Source organism: Glycomyces algeriensis (assembly GCF_027622855.1).
GTDB classification, from domain to species: Bacteria; Actinomycetota; Actinomycetes; order Mycobacteriales; family Micromonosporaceae; genus Glycomyces; species Glycomyces algeriensis.
The window spans coordinates 72,125-88,813 of sequence record NZ_JAPZVR010000003.1; the positions used below are offsets into that span (position 1 = coordinate 72,125).

13 protein-coding genes are annotated in these 16,689 nt (G+C 70.3%); 8 read left to right on the forward strand and 5 right to left on the reverse strand.

What is annotated here, in order from left to right; genetic code table 11:
* Window positions 1-218: 218 nt before the first annotated feature.
* Complete coding sequence (locus tag O2L52_RS06580; RefSeq protein WP_270114551.1) at window positions 219-983, reverse strand: IclR family transcriptional regulator; 765 nt, start codon at window positions 981-983, stop codon at window positions 219-221.
* Window positions 984-1,168: 185 nt separating this feature from the next.
* Entirely contained in the window at window positions 1,169-2,413 is a 1,245-nt protein-coding gene (locus O2L52_RS06585; protein WP_270114552.1) for a cellulose-binding domain-containing protein, read from the reverse strand.
* Window positions 2,414-2,557: 144 nt separating this feature from the next.
* Here O2L52_RS06585 and O2L52_RS06590 point away from each other — a divergent pair, with 144 nt between their 5' ends.
* A complete protein-coding gene (locus O2L52_RS06590) occupies window positions 2,558-3,448 on the forward strand; it encodes an SMP-30/gluconolactonase/LRE family protein (protein ID WP_373897022.1) in 891 nt (296 codons plus the stop codon).
* A 1-nt stretch (window position 3,449) separates the two neighbouring features.
* Here the strand turns inward: O2L52_RS06590 and aspT (O2L52_RS06595) are convergent, their stop codons facing one another.
* The 3 genes from aspT (O2L52_RS06595) to aspT (O2L52_RS06605) are packed head-to-tail and all read right to left on the reverse strand — an operon-like array spanning window position 3,450 to window position 8,517.
* Window positions 3,450-5,135 carry an aspartate-alanine antiporter gene (gene aspT / locus O2L52_RS06595; RefSeq protein ID WP_270114555.1) on the reverse strand — a complete coding sequence of 562 codons (1,686 nt, stop codon included), beginning with the start codon at window positions 5,133-5,135 and terminating at the stop codon, window positions 3,450-3,452.
* A gap of 14 nt (window positions 5,136-5,149) precedes the next feature.
* Entirely contained in the window at window positions 5,150-6,769 is a 1,620-nt protein-coding gene (gene aspD / locus O2L52_RS06600; RefSeq protein ID WP_270114557.1) for an aspartate 4-decarboxylase, read from the reverse strand.
* Between the two features lie 38 nt (window positions 6,770-6,807).
* On the reverse strand, window positions 6,808-8,517 hold the full coding sequence (gene aspT, locus O2L52_RS06605) for an aspartate-alanine antiporter (RefSeq protein ID WP_270114558.1): 1,710 nt from the start codon (window positions 8,515-8,517) through the stop codon (window positions 6,808-6,810).
* Window positions 8,518-8,731: 214 nt separating this feature from the next.
* On the opposite strand from aspT (O2L52_RS06605), the gene O2L52_RS06610 reads away from it, so the two are divergent.
* From O2L52_RS06610 to O2L52_RS06640, 7 genes are read left to right on the forward strand one after another with little or no spacing between them, the layout of a single operon-like run.
* On the forward strand, window positions 8,732-10,561 hold the full coding sequence (locus O2L52_RS06610) for an ABC transporter substrate-binding protein (protein WP_270114559.1): 1,830 nt from the start codon (window positions 8,732-8,734) through the stop codon (window positions 10,559-10,561).
* The gene (locus O2L52_RS06615; RefSeq protein ID WP_270114560.1) at window positions 10,558-11,646 is read left to right on the forward strand and encodes an ABC transporter permease; all 1,089 of its coding nucleotides are present in this window, start codon (window positions 10,558-10,560) and stop codon (window positions 11,644-11,646) included. Before O2L52_RS06610 ends, O2L52_RS06615 begins: the two co-directional genes overlap by 4 nt.
* On the forward strand, window positions 11,643-12,551 hold the full coding sequence (locus O2L52_RS06620) for an ABC transporter permease (protein WP_270114561.1): 909 nt from the start codon (window positions 11,643-11,645) through the stop codon (window positions 12,549-12,551). Before O2L52_RS06615 ends, O2L52_RS06620 begins: the two co-directional genes overlap by 4 nt.
* Window positions 12,551-13,555 (forward strand): ABC transporter ATP-binding protein, encoded by a 1,005-nt coding sequence (locus tag O2L52_RS06625; protein ID WP_270114562.1) that lies wholly within the window; start codon window positions 12,551-12,553, stop codon window positions 13,553-13,555. Before O2L52_RS06620 ends, O2L52_RS06625 begins: the two co-directional genes overlap by 1 nt.
* Entirely contained in the window at window positions 13,545-14,561 is a 1,017-nt protein-coding gene (locus tag O2L52_RS06630) for an ABC transporter ATP-binding protein (RefSeq protein ID WP_270114563.1), read from the forward strand. Before O2L52_RS06625 ends, O2L52_RS06630 begins: the two co-directional genes overlap by 11 nt.
* Complete coding sequence (locus tag O2L52_RS06635) at window positions 14,558-15,382, forward strand: M55 family metallopeptidase (protein ID WP_270114564.1); 825 nt, start codon at window positions 14,558-14,560, stop codon at window positions 15,380-15,382. Before O2L52_RS06630 ends, O2L52_RS06635 begins: the two co-directional genes overlap by 4 nt.
* Complete coding sequence (locus O2L52_RS06640) at window positions 15,375-16,679, forward strand: M20/M25/M40 family metallo-hydrolase (RefSeq protein WP_270114565.1); 1,305 nt, start codon at window positions 15,375-15,377, stop codon at window positions 16,677-16,679. Before O2L52_RS06635 ends, O2L52_RS06640 begins: the two co-directional genes overlap by 8 nt.
* Window positions 16,680-16,689: the final 10 nt, after the last annotated feature.

Consider the following 16,689-nt stretch of genomic DNA (forward strand, 5'->3'; position numbering starts at 1 on the left):
ACACGAAGGGCGTGCGAATGTGGCGGAATCGGACGAAAGGTTAGGGGCTGTTCTGCGGATCAGGGAGCGGCGGCATCCGAGTCCATTCGTTCGGTCGCAGTGCCAATTGACGGCTCGCGAGTTTCGCCGAGACCGCGGAGGGGTCTTCGAAAACCCCGACAACGCAGCGAGCGGGCGAATGGGCCGGGTAACGACCGGTCTGATCCACAGAACAGGCCCTAAAAGGGCTTGGCCCCGAGATCGCGTGAGACGGAGCGGGCCGTGTCGCGCACGGCGGCGATGAGCTCCGGACGCAGCTCGCCGTCGCGGCAGACCCGCTCGACGGCGCCGGTAATGCCGACCGCGCCGACCGCGAGGCGACGCCGGTCGTAGATCGGGGCGGCCACCGCGGCCACCCCTTCGAGGGTCTCCTCGTTGTCCGTGGCGTACCCCTGGGCGCGCGTCAGGTCCAGCGTCCGCTCGATCTCGTCGAGCTCGGTGACCGTGCGGGCCGTGAACGGCTCGCGCTTGGCGTCCACCAGCTCCGCGTGCGCCACCGGGTCCGTCGCCGCGAGGACCTTGCCGAGGGCCGTGGAGTGCAGCGGCTGCATCGCGCCCACCTCGAGCACCTGGCGGCTGTCGTCGGGGCGGAACACGTGGTGGACGATGAGCACGCCGTGCTGGTGCAGCACCCCGAGGTACACCGCCTCGCCCGAGGAGCGCGCCAGGTCGTCCGTCCACACCAGGGCGCGGGCCCGCAGCTCGTGCACGTCGAGGTAGGTCGTGCCCAGGCGCAGCAGCTCGGCGCCGAGCTGGTACCGGCCCGAGCCGGGGTCCTGCTCGACGAAGCCCTCGTGCTGGAGGGTCCGCAGTATGCCGTGGGCCGTGGCCTTCGCCAGGCCGAGCGAGGAGGCGATGTCGGACAGGCCGAGGCGCCGCTCGCCGCCCGCGAGCAGCCGCAGCATGGCCGCCGCCCGCTCCAGCGACTGGATGTTCTTGGCCATCCGAGCGCCCCCGTTCCTCCGTCGTCCGCATCCGGCCGGGCCGGATCGGCAATGCCGCGCTCGGCAGTGCCTCGTTCGACAATGCTAAACGCTATCGGCTCTTGCCGACCAACCGTGTCCGCCTTTCGGAGCTTCGAGGGCACGCGGACGGCGGCGGGCCGTCGGCCCGCCGCCGTCATTGAGCGCTAGTAGCCGTAGCGGCTCTTGAGGTGGCGCCACCAGTCGCGCAGCATCCACTGGTCGAACGTGGTGATCGTCGAGGAGGAGCCGGCCTTCATGATGAAGCAGCACTGGCCCGTCGGCGACCAGTCGTAGAAATCGTCGAGGCCGAAGGTGTGGCCGAGCTCGTGCAGGTAGATCGTGATCTGGCTGGAGTTCAGCGAGTTGACGAAGTACTCCTGGCCCATGCGCTGGCCCCAGTCGCCGCCCGCGCCGCCGCCCATGCCCTGCGTCAGCCACAGGCTCTGGTCGTAGTGGTGCGCAGCGCCGCCCGGGCAGCGGGAGTAATTGCCGTCCTGGTGGAAGAACCGCCCGCAGTCCTCGGAGCACTGCGGCGCGTCCTCGCGGATGTCCCCGATGTAGACGTCGACGGAGCTGTCGCTCCACTGGAGGTCGGCGCGGTCGTAAGCGGCCCAGCCGACGACGTTCACGTCGATCCGGTCGAACGGCCACTCGCTCCAGCCCTTCATCGGCGCGAACCAGAGGTCGTACTGCTGCTGGAGCTTCGCCTCGATCGCGTCGCGGGTCTGCGCCGTCACGGCGTTCTGCGAGTCCCAGCGGACGCAGTAGTTGATCGTGCCGCCGGTGGCCATCACCTGGTCCCAGCCGAAGTTGCGGAAGTTCAGGTTGTAGGTGTCCTCCACATGCGACCAGACTTCGTTGAGCGGCTGGACCAGGTTCGAGGGCGGGTTCCACTCGTCCTGACCGGGGCCGCCCGTGGGCACTGCGGTGGGCGAGGCGGTCACGTTCGTGGGCGGGTTCGTGGGCGAGGGGCCGGTGTCGCCGGTGCACGCGACCCCGTTGAGTTTGAACGTTTCAGGGACTGCGTTCGTACTGGTGAACGTGCCCGAGAAGCCGAAGCTCGCGGTCGAGCCCGCGGCGATCCGCTTGTTGTATTCCACGCCCCCGGCGGTGACGTGCCGGCCCGACTGGGTCGCAGTGGTGTTCCAGGCGTTGGCGACCTGCTGCGTGCCGGGGAAGTCCCATTCGAGCCTCCACGGGTCGACCGCGGTGTCGCCGAGGTTCGTGATGTCCACATTGGCGTTGAAGCCGCCGGGCCACGCGGCCGTGACCTGGTAGTCGACCTCGCAGCCGGTGGTGGCGGCCTCGGCCGTCACCACTGTGAAGGCCGTGGCGGCCGCGCCGACCACGCCCACCGCCAACGCGGCGATCGCGGCGCGCAGGCGCCTCTTGGGGAGTGCCGGTCCCATGTTCGTTTCCCGTCTCATAGCGGCGGCCGGGCATGTCCCGGCCGACCTCGGATTGCGCTAACGTGAGTGCGGCTTTGCGCCGCATGCAGTGGTCGTGTCGAGATTGTGCACGATCACACGAACAGGCTATATCGAGGAGTTTCGATGCACAATGCTCCGGTGGGTTTCCGAAAACTCGACGACCGCTTCACCGTCGCCGGCGACGACTACCTCGAGTGCCTGTTCTCCGGCGGACGCTGGACCGAGGGCCCGGTGTACGTGCCCTCCGGGAAGTACCTGCTGTTCAGCGACATCCCGAACGACCGGATCATGCGGTGGGACGAGACCGACGGTTCGGTCAGCGTCTTCCGCTCCCCCGCCGGCTACACGAACGGGCACACCCTCGACCGCCAGGGGCGGCTCGTGTCGTGCTCGCACGGCGCGCGGCGCGTCGAACGCACCGAACTGGACGGTTCGGTCACCGTCGTCGCCGACCGCTGGGAGGGCAAGCGGTTCAACAGCCCCAACGACGTCGTGGTGTCCGCCGACGGCGCGGTCTGGTTCACCGACCCGCCCTACGGCATCACGAGCGACTACGAAGGCCACCGCTCCGACCCGGAGATCGACGGCTGCCACGTGTACCGGGTCGACCCGGCCTCGGGCGCGGTCGAGCGCGTGGCCGACGACTTCCAGCGGCCCAACGGGCTCGCCTTCTCCCCCGACGAGTCGGTGCTCTACATCGCCGACACCATGGGCGGCCACCTCCGGCGGTTCGATGTAGACGGCGGGAAGCTGACCGGCGGCGAGGTGTTCGCCGAGAGTCCGGGCGGGGGCTTCGACGGCCTGCGGGTCGATGTCGAGGGCCGCGTGTGGGCCGCCGCGGCGGACGTGTACTGCTTCCACCCCGACGGCACGCACCTGGCGACGCTGCCGGTCCCGCAGCCCTCGGTGTCGAACCTGGTCTTCGGCGGCCCCAAGCGGAACCGCCTGTTCATCACCGCCACCGACTCGGTGTACTCGATCATGCTGAACACCAACGGGACCTGGCGGCTCTGACCTAGCCGAGGGCGTGGGCCATGGCGACGACGATCGGGCCCAGCAGCGGCAGCACGACGTTCGAGAAGGCGTAGACGATCGTGTAGGCCATGAGCGGCGTCGCGTTGCCCGCGGCGGCCTGCACGGCCGTCACGCCCGGCGTCGAGCACTGCTGCCCGGTCACCGATCCGAGCACGAGCGGGGCCGGGAGCTTCATGAGCTTCCAGGCCACGAAGAACGAGACGAACGCCGGGATCGCGGTCATGGCGACGCCCGCGATCGGCAGGCCCCAGCCGAACTCCTCGACGAGCTCGACCGCCTGCGGGCCCGAGGAGAGCCCCACGGCGCAGATGAACACCGCCAGGCCGAGCGTCTTGATGACGTCCGCCGCGCCCGAGTCGTACTGGCCGAACGTGGGCCGCTTGGAGCGGATCCAGCCGAACAGGAGGCCCGCGAGGAGGCAGCCGCCGCCGGTGCCGAGCGTCAGCGGGATCGTGCCGACGGTCCACACCAGCATGCCGATGAGGAAGCCGAGCACGACGCCGATCGCGATGAACACCATGTCGAACCGCACCGCGGGGTCGAGCCGGAACCCGACCATCGGGATCACGCGACTCAGGTCGCGCCCCGATCCGGAGAGGCGCACCGTGTCGCCGTGCTGGATCAGCGTGGAGGGCTTGACCGGCAGCTCGTGGTCGCCGCGGGTGACCTTCTGGAGGTAGACGCCCTGTCGCTCGTCCGCGAAGTCGCGGCGGATCTCGCCCAGCGTGGTCGCCTTGTAGCCCTTGCGGGTGACGACGACGTCGGCGAGGTCGAGGCTCATCGCCATCGACTCGTCGAGCGCGACCTCCTCGCCGATGCGGTTCGCCGAGCCCACGAGGGCCTCGCGGCGGCCGACGACGAGGACGCGGTCGCCTTGGTCGAGTGGCAGGTCGGGGGTGAGGGCGACCTTCTCGCCGTCCCGCTGGACCTCCTCGATCGTGGCGTCGCCGAGGTCCGCCTGGACTTCTGCGACGGTGCGCCCGGCCGCGGTGGTGATCCGGTACTCGCGGCCGACGACCGCCGGGGCCGCCGGTGCGGCGGTGTCCTCGTCGGCGGTGCCGCCGAGCTTCGCCCACAGCTTCGCGGCCTCCTCCCGCAGGTCGATCCGCATGATGAGCGGGAAGAACTGGCTCGAGAGCAGCACGATCGTGATGAGGCCGCAGATGTAGGAGATCGAGTACGCGGTGCCGACGTTGGCCTGCAGCGTGGCGATCTGGTCGGCGGGCAGGTCGAGGCGGCCGATCGCGTCCGTCGCGGTGCCGACCGCGGCGGACTCGGTGGCGCCGCCGGCGAGCAGCCCGGCGGCGGTGCCCTCGTCCAGGTTCATGATGAGCACCGCGGCGGCCGTGATCAGCAGGACCGAGACGACCTCGATCCCGGTGAACGTGGCGTACTTGAGGCTCTTGCGGTTGAGGCTGGCGAAGAACGTCGGCCCCGAGACGTAGCCGAGCGTGAAGATGAACAGGGCGAAGGCGATCTGCTTGACCTGGTCGTTCAGTTCGATGTCCGCGAACATCCCCAGGAGGATCGCCACCACGAGCGTGCCCGCGACGCCGCCCAGGGAGATCTTCCAGATCCGCACCTTGCCGAGCGCGAACCCCAGTGCGAGGCAGAGGAACAGCGCGATCTCGGGGGTGTCCGAGAGCGTCTCCTTGACCCAGTCCATCTTCTCTCCGTCCGCTAACGCCGCTGGTTCTGGAACTGCGAGTGGTACTCCTCGCCGATCGCGCGCAGTGCCGACCCGATCCGCTTGTAGGCGTCCATGCGCAGGTTCGCCAGGCTCACCCGCACCGACCACTCGGGACCGTCGAAGCCGCCGCCGTTGAGCAGGACCACCGACTCCTCCTCCGCGAGGCGGAAGATCGGGTCGACGGGCTCGAAGTTGGCCTGCATCCAGTCGGCGAACTCGGGCCCCCAGTTGCGCTGGGCCCAGCTGAGCAGGTCGAGCTCGACGTAGTAGTTCGCGGCCTCCGGGTCGGCCGGGTAGGGCACGTCGAGGCCCTCGACGAGGGCCTTGAGGCGGCGGGCGATGATCGCCTGGCAGTCGCGCTTGTACGCGTCCTCGGCGTCGGTGAGGCAGTGCAGGGAGAACAGCGCCATCTGGACCTGCTGCGGGGTCGAGAGGCCCGCGGTGTGGTTGAGCGCCACGTCCCGCGAGTCGGCCACGATCCGGTCGATGAACTTGACCTTCCACGGCTCCAGCGTGATCGTCGAGTACCGCTCGTTGAGCGCGGCGGTCTTCTCCGCGGGCAGTGCCGCGATGCGCTGGTCGAAGACGTTCTTGCGGGCCACGGCGATGACGCCGAGGCGCCAGCCGGTGCAGCCGAAGTACTTGGAGAAGGAGTACACGCCGATGGTGTTGGCGGCCTGGCTCGACATGAGCGAGGTGAAGCCGTTCGTGAAGGTGCCGTAGACGTCGTCGGTGATGATCGTCAGGCCCGGGTTGTCGTTGGCGACGATCCCGCGGATGCGCTCCAGCGTGGCCTCGGCGAGCTTCACCGAGGGCGGGTTGGACGGGTTGACGAGGAACAGCGCCTTGATCGAAGGGTCCTTGAGCTTGTCGATCTCCTCGTCCGGATACTGCCAGGTGTGGAGGCCCTCCTCGGTGGTGCGGGAGGCCTCCAACTCCACGATGTCGAAGGCGTACCGCTCCAGGAGCGGGATCTCCAGGTAGGGGGTGAAGATCGGGACCATGAGCGCGATCCGGTCGCCCTGGTTCAGGAGCCCGTTGACCTGCGCGGAGTCGAACAGGTAGCACATGGCGGCGGTGCCGCCCTCCACCGCGTAGAGGTCCCAGCCGCCGTCGGGCGCGCCGCCCATCTCGGCGTCGAGGTAGGCGTGGACGACCTGCTCGATGTGGGTGAGCATCCGGTCGGGCACCGGGTAGTGGTCGCCGATGATCGCGTCGGCGAGTTCGCCGACCCACGCGTCGGGCTGGAAGCCGAGCCGCTCGACACCATGGGCCACATAGGAGGCGAGGGCGGAGGCGCCGGGGGCGTTCGCGTTGGCCTTGAGAAAGGTGTCGAGGCGTTCGGCGATGCCGTCGGCCTGCGGCATGCCGCCGAGGCCCTCGAACTCGTCCCAGTCGCGCCGGGTCTCGGTGACCGCGAACTGGCCGAGGAGGAAGAAGGCCTCGCGCGGGGCGGTGGCGGTCCAGTTGGGGTTGCCGCGTCCGGCGTTGACCATCGCGAGCGCGTTGGCGCGCTCGTTCTCGCCTGCGAGCTCGATCAGCCGGTTCTTCAGCTCGAAGGGGCTCAGCCCTTCGAGGCGCTGCTCTTCGTCGCGGTCGACCTTGGACATGTCGCTGCCTTTCTGTGGTTCGGGCCTTCTGGTGCGGTTCAGGCGAGCACGGCCACGATGACCGCGCCCCAGATCGTGAGCAGGACGTTGCCGATGGCATAGGGGATCGTGTAGCCGAGCACCGGGATCTGGCTCTTCGCGGTGTCGGTGATCGCGCCGATGGACGCGGTCGTGGTGTTGGCGCCGGCGGTGATGCCGAGGTTCACCGGCACCGGGATCTTGAAGAGCCACTTGCCGAGGAACATGGTGAGGAGCATCGGCAGGAGGGTGACGACGAGCCCGGCGAAGACGAGGCTGAGGCCTTCCTCCCTGACGCCGGAGACGAAGTCGGGGCCGGCCATGATGCCGACGATGCCGACGAACATGCAGAGGCCGCCGGTGGAGAGCATCCAGTTCGCGGCGGGCGGGAACTGCCCGAAGGTGGGCGTCTTGGCGCGCAGCCAGCCGAAGACCAGGCCCATGATGAGCGCGCCGCCGGAGGTGGTGAGGCCGATGTCCGCGCCTGCGACGGCGATGGTGGGGACGCCGATGAGGCAGCCGAGGACGATGCCCATGCCGACGTAGCTCATGTCGGTGGCGTCGCTGGAGCGGTTGGGGTAGCCGAGGTCGCCGATGACGGCCTCGACCTCCTCTTTGCCGCCCTGGACGGTGATCTCGTCGCCGCGGTGGATCTCGGTGGCGTCGCTCCAGGGCAGCTCCTGGCCGCCGCGCACCACTTTGGTCACGAACAGGCGCGGGGCGTGCGCGGCGAAGGCGTCGCCGATCGACATGCCGACGAGCGCCTTCTTGGTGATGACGATGGCGAGGGTCTCGATCGAGTAGGACAGGAGCTCCTCGTCGTCGACCTCTTCGGTCCAGCGGTCGAGGTCCAGGGCCACGAGGTCGGGGCGGCGGGCCGCGAGGGTGACCACGTCGCCGGGCTCCAGCGCGGTCGAGCGCTGGACGGGCAGGACCCGGCCGTCGCGGCGCAGGTCGTGGAACATGACGCGGTGGCCGAGTTCGAGCGCGCGGGCCTCGAGTTCGCCCACCGTGCGGCCGGTGGCGGCGTCGTCGTGGATGCGGTAGGCGCGGCGCACGACCGAGTAGTAGGCCTTGCCGATGCCGGGCTCCTTGGCGACGCCGAGGCGCTGCTCCATCTCGTGGGCGTCCGCGGCGAGGTCCTTGGAGCCGAGCATCTTCGGGGCGATGGTGGAGAGGAAGAACGCGGCGGCGGCGGTGCCGAAGAGATAGCAGACGGCGTAGCCGACGGCCACTTGCGACTCCAGCTCCTTGACCTCGTCGGCGCTGAGGCCGGGGAGGGCGCTGATGGCGGAGTCGGCGACGCCGATGACGGCGGACTGGGTGAGGCCGCCGGCGAGGAGCCCTGCGCCCCAACCGGGACCGTAGCCGAGCAGCTTTGCGAGGACGATGACGACGACCAGGCCGAAGACGCAGTTGATGACGGCGAGGACCACCTGCTTTACGCCGTCGCCGCGGAGCCCGGCGAAGAACTGGGGCCCGACGTTGTAGCCGAGGGCGAACAGGAACGCCACGAAGGCGACGGTCTTGACGAGGTCGGGGATGTCGAGCCCAGCGAAGAGGATGCCGACCAGGACGCCCGCGAGGAGGGTCCCGGTGACGGGCCCGAGGGCGATGCCCTTGATCTTGAACTTGCCGACGAAGAAGCCGAGTCCGAGGGCCAGGAAGATCGCGATCTCGGGGTGTGCGACGAGCGCGTCGGACAGCCAATCCCACACTGCGACCTCCACGTGACTCTCGGTAGTGTCATGAATCTAGTCGAAACCGCCGGATCGCTCAGCGGGTTCGCCGCGACGAACCGGATCATGTTGCAGCAATGAAAACTTTCTTCACTTCATTGACAACTCAAGAAGTGTTCCGTCATTCTGGTCGGTACATCGAGGACCGGTGGCGTGCCCGCCGGGGCGCCCGAATCCTGGAACCGAATGCGAGGACATGCACCCCATGAATCCCCACGCCCTGATGCGACGGTGCCTCTCCGCCGTCGCCGCGCTGGCCCTCTCGGCCGGCGCGCTCGCGGTGGCCGCGCCCGGCGCCACCGCCCAGGAGGACGACACCGACAGCCTCCGCATCGCCACCAACCAGGAGGTCGACACCTTCAACCCGTTCAAGCGGCGGTTCGTCATCACCTACGAGACCAGCATGATGACGTACGAGACGCTCGTGCGGATGAGCGCCGAGAACTACGAGCCGGTGCCCGGCCTGGCGACCGAGTGGGAGGAGTCCCCGGACGGTCTGACGTGGACGTTCCAGATCCGCGAGGGCGCGACCTGGTCCGACGGCGAGCCGCTCACCGCGAAGGACGTGGCCTACACGTACGGCCTGCTCATCGAGAACCAGGCGATCCACGACTGGAACATCGACTTCGCGGCCAACCTGGTGAGCGCCGAGGCGCCCGACGACTCGACGTTCGTGCTCACCCTCGCCGAGCCCGCGCCCGCCGAGGTGCTCAGCCGCGAGGTCTACATCGTCCCCGAGCACATCTGGTCGCAGTACCCGGACCCGTCCGCGGACGACGCGAACCAGCTGCCGCTCGTGGGCTCCGGCCCGTTCCAGGTGGCCGAGTACAAGACCGACGAGTTCATCCGGCTCGACGCCAACGAGGAGTACTGGGAGGGCGCGCCGGGCTTCGACGAGGTCGTCTACACCTACTACCTCGAGACTGACGCCGCCGTGGCCGCGCTCGAGGCCGGCGAGGTCGACATCGTCGGCAGCGGCATGCAGGGCGGGCTCAACCCGGCCCAGATCGGGGCGCTCGCCTCGCAGGAGCATGTGACCACCAACGACGTGCAGGGCCGCCGGTACGTCTCCCTCACGATCAACCACGGCACGGTCACGCAGGACGGCACCGAGTTCGGCGACGGCCACCCCGCGCTCAAGGACCCGGTGGTGCGCCAGGCGCTGCACACCGCGATCGACAAGCAGGCCCTCGTGGACACCGTGCTCGACGGCAGCGGCAGCCCGGCGACCTCGCTGATGCCCTCCATCTTCGAGCAGTGGCACTGGGATGGCGGCGACGCCCTGGTCCAGTTCGACCTGGCCGAGGCGAACCGGCTGCTCGACGACGCCGGCTACGCGCGCGGCGATGACGGGATCCGGACCATGCCCGGCGGCGGCGAGCCGCTGAACTTCCGGTTCTACCACCACGCCGACAACACCGCGTACGCCACGATCGTGGAGTTCGTGACCGAGTGGTGGGCCGAGCTGGGGATCCAGGTCGAGGCGCAGGCGATCGAGCAGGGCACGCTGAACGACCTCGCCTACCTCGGCGAGTTCGACATCGCGTTCTCCGGCTGGGGCGTCGGCCCCAACCCGACCGAGCAGCTGGGCATGCACACCTGCGCGGTGCTGCCGACCCTCACCGACGGCTCGGAGCGCTCGAGCGAGAACTCCTACTGCAACCCCGAGTACGACGCCCTGCACGAGCAGCAGAAGGTCGAGTCCGACCCGGCCGCGCGCGCCGAGCTCGTCAAGCGGCAGCAGGAGATGCTGTACACCGACGCCCCCGTGATCTGGCTGTACTACCAGAACGTCATGGAGGCCTACAACCACGACCGGGTCACCGGGATGGCCGCGCAGCCGACCGGCGGCATGTACACCGGCCAGCAGGGCTTCACGTGGGCGTACTACACGGCGCAGCCCGCCGACGCTGAAGAGACCGGCGGCGTGCCCGCGGGCGTGTGGATCGCGGTCGCGGCGGGCGCCGTCGCCATCGCGGCGGCCGCGGTGGTCTTCGTGATGCGCCGCAAGAAGACGGCCGACGAGCGCGAATGACGGACGCTCCTCCACCCGCGGACGGGGCCTCGACCGAGGCTCCGTCCGCGGGGCGCGCCCAGTCTCGTCGAAGCCCGCGAGACGTCAATGAGCACGGTGAACGGCGCGTCTCCAGCGGCTTCGGGCGGTACCTGCTCAAGCACGCGGGCGGCGCGGCCGTCTCGCTGCTGCTGGTGCTGTTCTCCTCGTTCTTCATCTTCCGGCTCATCGCCGGCGACCCGATCGACCAGCTCACCAAGGAGCGGCCGGTCTCGCCCGAGCAGCGCGCGGCCATGCGGGCCGAGCTCGGCCTCGACCAGCCCCTATGGCAGCAGTTCTGGGACTACATCGCCGGGACCCTCACCATGGACCTCGGCGAGTCGTTCCAGTACCGGCGGCCGATCTTCGACCTCATCGTCGAGCGGCTCCCGGCCACGCTCCTGCTCTCGGGCACCGGCATGGTCCTCGCCGTGGTCCTCGGCTTCTGGATCGGCACCCGCTCGGGCTGGAAGCAGGGCAGCCGGTTCGACCGCGGGCACGTCGCCACGGGCCTGGTGCTCTACTCGGCCCCCACGTTCTGGCTCGGGATGATCGTCATCCTCGTCTTCGCCCGGTACCTGGGGCTGTTCCCCGTCAACGGGATGCGCTCGCCGAGCACCCCGCCGGACTTCTGGTCGCAGGCCGTGGACATCGGCTACCACCTCGTGCTGCCGGTGCTCACCTACACGGCCGTGGTCTACGCCGGGTACCTCATGATCATGCGCTCGTCCATTCTGGACGAGATCGGGAGCGACTACCTCACCACCGCCCGCGCCAAGGGGCTGCGCGACGACGAGGTGCGCCAGAAGCACGCCGTGCCGAACGCGCTGCTGCCCACCGTGACCCTCGTGTTCCTCGCGCTCGGCTCGGTCGTCAACGGCTCCATCGTCACCGAGACCGTATTCAGCTGGCCCGGCCTCGGAACGCTGTTCGTGAACTCGATCTTCTACCCCGACCGGCCCGTGCTGCAGGCGCTGTTCGTGCTCTTCTCCAGCTCCACCATCCTCGCCGTGCTGTGCGCCGAGATCCTCTACTGGTTCATCGATCCCAGAATCCGCAGGTCATGACGGCAACGAACGCACTCTCCCCGCGCGCCCTCAGACGGGCGCGGCGGCGGCAGTCCCTCTCCCGGTCCTGGGCCGCCTACCGCAGCCAGAAGACCGGCATGTGGGGCCTGGTCCTCCTGGGCGCCATCGTGGTCCTCGCGATCGCCACCCCGGTCCTCATCGACGCGTCCGCGCTCAGCGTCACGCAGGCCACCGGCGGGCGCATGGCCCCGCCGAGCGCCGAATACCCGCTCGGCACCGACGAGACCGGCCGCTCCGTCCTCGCGCTCACCCTCTGGGGCTCGCGCCTGTCGCTCGTGATCGGACTGACCGCCACCGTCGTCGCCATCGTCATCGGCACCGCCGTCGGCGTCACGAGCGGCCACATCGGCGGCTGGTACGGCTGGATCGCGCTGCGCCTCTCCGACTGGTTCATGGTGCTGCCCAGCCTGGTCGTGGCCATCGCGCTGCTCGCCGTCCTCGGCCGCAGCATGGCCACCACCATCACCGTGATCGCCCTCGTCTCCTGGCCCGGCACGACCCGGCTCGTGCGGGCCCAGACGCTCACCGTGCAGTCGCGCCCGTACCTGGAGCGCGCGAAGGCGCTCGGCGCGGGCCACTGGCACCAGATGACCAAGCACATCCTCCCCAACGTGCTGCCGCTGGTGCTCGCCAGCGCCACGCTGCTGGTGCCCTCGGCGATCCTCATGGAGTCCTCGCTGGCGTGGCTGGGCCTGGGCGACCCGGGCGTGGTGTCATGGGGCTCGATCCTCAACCGCGCCTCCGAGAACGGGGCGGTCTCGGCGCACGCGTGGTGGTACCTGCTGCCGCCGGGCCTGGCGATCCTGCTGGTGGTGCTGGCGTTCATGCTGTGCGGCCGGGCCCTGGAGGCCGTGTTCAATCCGAGGCTGCGGGGTGAGTCGTAGTGCTCCTGGAGTTCAAGGACCTGCGGGTCACCTACCGGGGCTCGCGCGGGCGGCTCCCGGCCGTGCGGGGCGTCGACCTGGCGGTGGACGCCGGGGAGACGCTGGGCATCGCCGGGGAGTCGGGGTGCGGGAAGTCGACGCTGGCGATGGCGGTGCTCCGGCTGCTGCCCAAGAGCGCCGAGGTGAGCGGGGAGATCCTGCTCGACGGCGAGGACCTGCTCCAGATGGGGTGGGGGCGGCTGCGGGCGGTGCGGTGGACGGGTGCGTCGATCGTGTTCCAGGGGGCGATGCACTCACTGAACGCGGTGCAGCGCATCGGAAGGCAGATCGCCGAGCCGATCCTGGTGCACGAGGCGAAGACGACGCCGGCCGCGGCGGCGAGGCGGGCGGAGGCGCTGCTGGAGCGGGTCGGGCTGCCGGCGTCGCGGGCGCGCAGCTACCCGCACGAGCTCTCGGGTGGGCAGCGGCAGCGCGTGATGATCGCGATGGCGCTGGCGTGCGACCCGGACCTGGTGATCGCGGACGAGGCGACGACGGCGCTGGACGTGATGGTGCAGGCCCAGGTGCTGCAGCTGATCGCGGAGCTGGTGACCGAGCGGGGCGTGGGGCTGATGATGATCAGCCACGACCTGTCGGTGCTGTCGGCGGTGTGCGACCGGGCGGCGGTGATGTACGCGGGCCGGATCGTGGAGCAGGGTCCGGCGGGCGAGGTGTTCGCGAACGCCCGGCACCCGTACTCGGCGGCGTTGAGCGCGGCGTTCCCGGTGATCGGGGACCCGGCCGCGCGGATGAGCCCGGGCGGGCTGGCGGGCGATCCGCCGGATCCGGTGCGGCTGCCGGAGGGCTGCTCCTTCCGGCCGCGGTGCGCGGTGGCGGTGGAGCGGTGCGGCGCGGAGTCGCCGGAGCTGCTCGCGGTGCCCGTGCGCGGTTCCGCGGGCGTCGCCGACGCGGCGCGGGTGAGTGCTTGTTTCGTCGCACAGGAAGGGATGCCCGTTGTCCTCTGAGGAGAAGACGCTCACCGCCAGGGACCTGCGGGTCGAGTTCGGGCTGCCGGGCGGGCGGGTCGCGCGGGCCGTGGACGGGGTGGACCTGGACGTGGCGCCGGGCGAGATCGTGGCGCTGGCGGGCGAGTCCGGTTGCGGGAAGACGACGCTGGCGCGGACGCTGCTCGGGCTGGAGCGCGCGACGGGCGGGACGGTGGCGTTCGACGGCGTGCCGCTGCGGTACTCGACGCGGGCGCTGAAGGCGTACCGGCGGCAGGTGCAGCTGGTGCTGCAGGACCCGACGGGGGCGCTGAATCCGCGGCACACGGTGTACGACGCGGTGGCCGAGGGGCTGCGGATCCACAAGATCCACGACGACGAGCCGGGCCGGGTGGCCGAGGCGCTGTCGCGGGCGGGCCTGCGGCCGCCGGAGCAGTTCTTCCTGGCGTACCCGCACGAGCTCTCGGGCGGGCAGCGCCAGCGCGTGGTGATCGCGGGGGCGCTCGTGCTGCAGCCGAGCCTGCTCGTCGCGGACGAGCCGGTGGCGTCGCTGGACGCGTCGGTGCGCGGCGAGATCTTGTCGCTGCTGCTGCGGCTGAAGGAGGAGCAGGGTCTGGGGGCGCTGGTGATCACGCACGACCTGGGTCTGGCGTGGAGCATCGCGGACCGGATCGCGATCATGTACTTGGGGCGGATCGTGGAGCAGGGGCCGGTGGAGCAGGTGCTCACGGCGCCGCGGCATCCGTACACGCGGGCGCTGGTGTCGGTGCTGCCGGCCGCTCCGGCGGTGAAGGCGGCGGTGGCGGAGCCGATCGTGCTGGCCGGCGAGCTGCCGGACGCGTCGAAGATCCCGGGCGGGTGCCGGTTCCGGCCGCGCTGCCAGGAGGTGGCCTCCGGAAATGCGGCCGCGGTGCTGCACCAGTGCAGCGGTGAGGATCTGCATGTGCTTGGGCCCGAGGCGGAACCGCACCTGGTCGCGTGCCATCTCGACCGCGCCTTGCACGGGGATGCGAAGATGGCCGCGTGAAGATCCTGATCAGTGCCGACATGGAGGGCGCCACGGGCGTCACCTGCCCCGACGACGTGCTGCCGGGAGGCCCCGGTTGGGAACGGATGCGGCCGTTGTTCACCGATGAGGTGAACGCGGCCGTGGAGGGCCTGCACCGCGGCGGGGCGCGGGAGGTCGTGGTGAACGACGCGCACTGGTCGATGCGGAACCTCATGCCCGAGCGGTTCGAGTGGCCGGTGACGGTGGTCAGCGGGCGGCACAAGGACCTGTCCATGATGCAGGGCGTGCAGGGTGTGGACGCGGTGGTCTTCCTGGGCTACCACGCGGGGGCGGGCCTGGAGGGCGTGCTCGCGCACACCTATCTGGCGAACACGATCACGGGCGTGTGGCTCGACAGCGTGCGCGCGAGCGAGGGCCGTTTGAACGCGGCGGTCGCGGCGGAGTTCGGGGTGCCGGTGATCATGGTGACCGGTGACGACAAGACGATCGAAGACGCGCATGCGTACGCGCCCAAGGCGGTCGGCATCGCGGTGAAGGACTACGTCTCGCGGTACTCGGCCGCGTGCCGGACGCCGAAGTGGGCGGTGCGCGCGATCCGCAAGGGCGCGGCCGAGGCGGTGGCGCTGGCCGGGCGGCGCGAGCCGGTGGTCGAGCCGCACCGGATCGAGGTCGAGTTCGACGCCGAGCACCTGGCCGGGGCGGTCACGGTGATCCCGGGCGTGGAGCGCGTCGCGGAGCGGCGGATCGGGTTCGAGCTCCCGACGATGTACGAGGCCATCCGGTGTTTCAAAGCTGTCACGACGATCGCCTCCGCGGCGATGGAGGAACAGTATGGTTGACGCGCAAGCGCTTGAGGAGGTCGTGCGGTTCACGGCGGAGCTGATCCGCATCGACACGACCAACTACGGCGGCGGGGACGGGAACGAGCGCGGGGCCGCCGAGTACGTGGTCGCCAGGCTCGCCGAGGTCGGGGTCGCGGCGCAGATCCTGGAGAAGGCGCCGAACCGCTCCAATGTGGTCGCCCGGATCGAGGGGGCCGAGGCTGACGCGCCGGCGCTGCTGGTGCACGGGCATCTCGACGTGGTCCCGGCCGAGGCCGCGGACTGGAGCGTCGATCCGTTCGGCGGGGAGATCCGCGACGGCATGCTGTGGGGCCGCGGCGCCATCGATATGAAGAGCATGGACGCCATGGTCCTGGCGGCGGTGCGGTCCTGGGCGCGGGCCGGTGTCAAGCCGCGGCGGCCGATCGTCATCGCGTTCACCGCCGACGAGGAGGCCAGCGCCGAGTTCGGCTCGGAGTACCTCGCCGACGCCCACGCGGACCTGTTCGCGGACTGCACGGAGGGCGTCTCGGAGTCGGGCGGTTTCACCTTCCACGGCGGGAACGGGTTGCGGATCTATCCGATCGGGGCGGGCGAGCGGGGCACGGCGTGGCTGCGGCTCTCGGCGCGCGGTACGGCCGGGCACGGTTCGCGGGCGAATCCGGACAATGCGGTGAGCAGGCTGGCGGCGGCGGTCGCGCGGATCGGCGCGCACGAGTGGCCGCTGCGGTTGACGCCCACGGTGCGGGCGGCGCTGACGGAGCTCGCCGGGGTCTACGGCGTGGAGCCGGATCTGGACGACGTGGACGGCCTCGTGGCGAAGCTCGGTCCGGCGGCGCAGCTGGTGGAGTCGACGCTGCGCAGCAGCGCGAACCCCACGGTGCTGCGGGCCGGGTACAAGGTGAACGTGATCCCCGAGCACGCCTATGCCGAAGTGGACGGCCGGGTGCTGCCCGGCGGCGAGGCCGAGTTCGCTGCGACGATGGACGAGCTGTGCGGCCCTGACGTGGCCTGGGAGTACCAGCACCGGACGCAGCCGCTGGCCGCCCCGGTGGACTCCCCCGCGTTCGCGGCGATGCGCGCGGCGATCCAGAAGTTCGATCCCGAAGGCCACCCGGTGCCGTTCTGCATGTCCGGCGGCACGGACGCGAAGCAGTTCGCGCGGCTCGGCATCACCGGCTACGGCTTCTCCCCGCTCGGGCAGACGCCCGAGCTGGGGTACGGGCGGCTCGCGCACGGCGTCGACGAGCGGGTGCCGGTGGACGGGCTCGGGTTCGGGTTGCGGGTCTTGGACGACTTCCTGCGGAACGCATAGAGGAGAACAC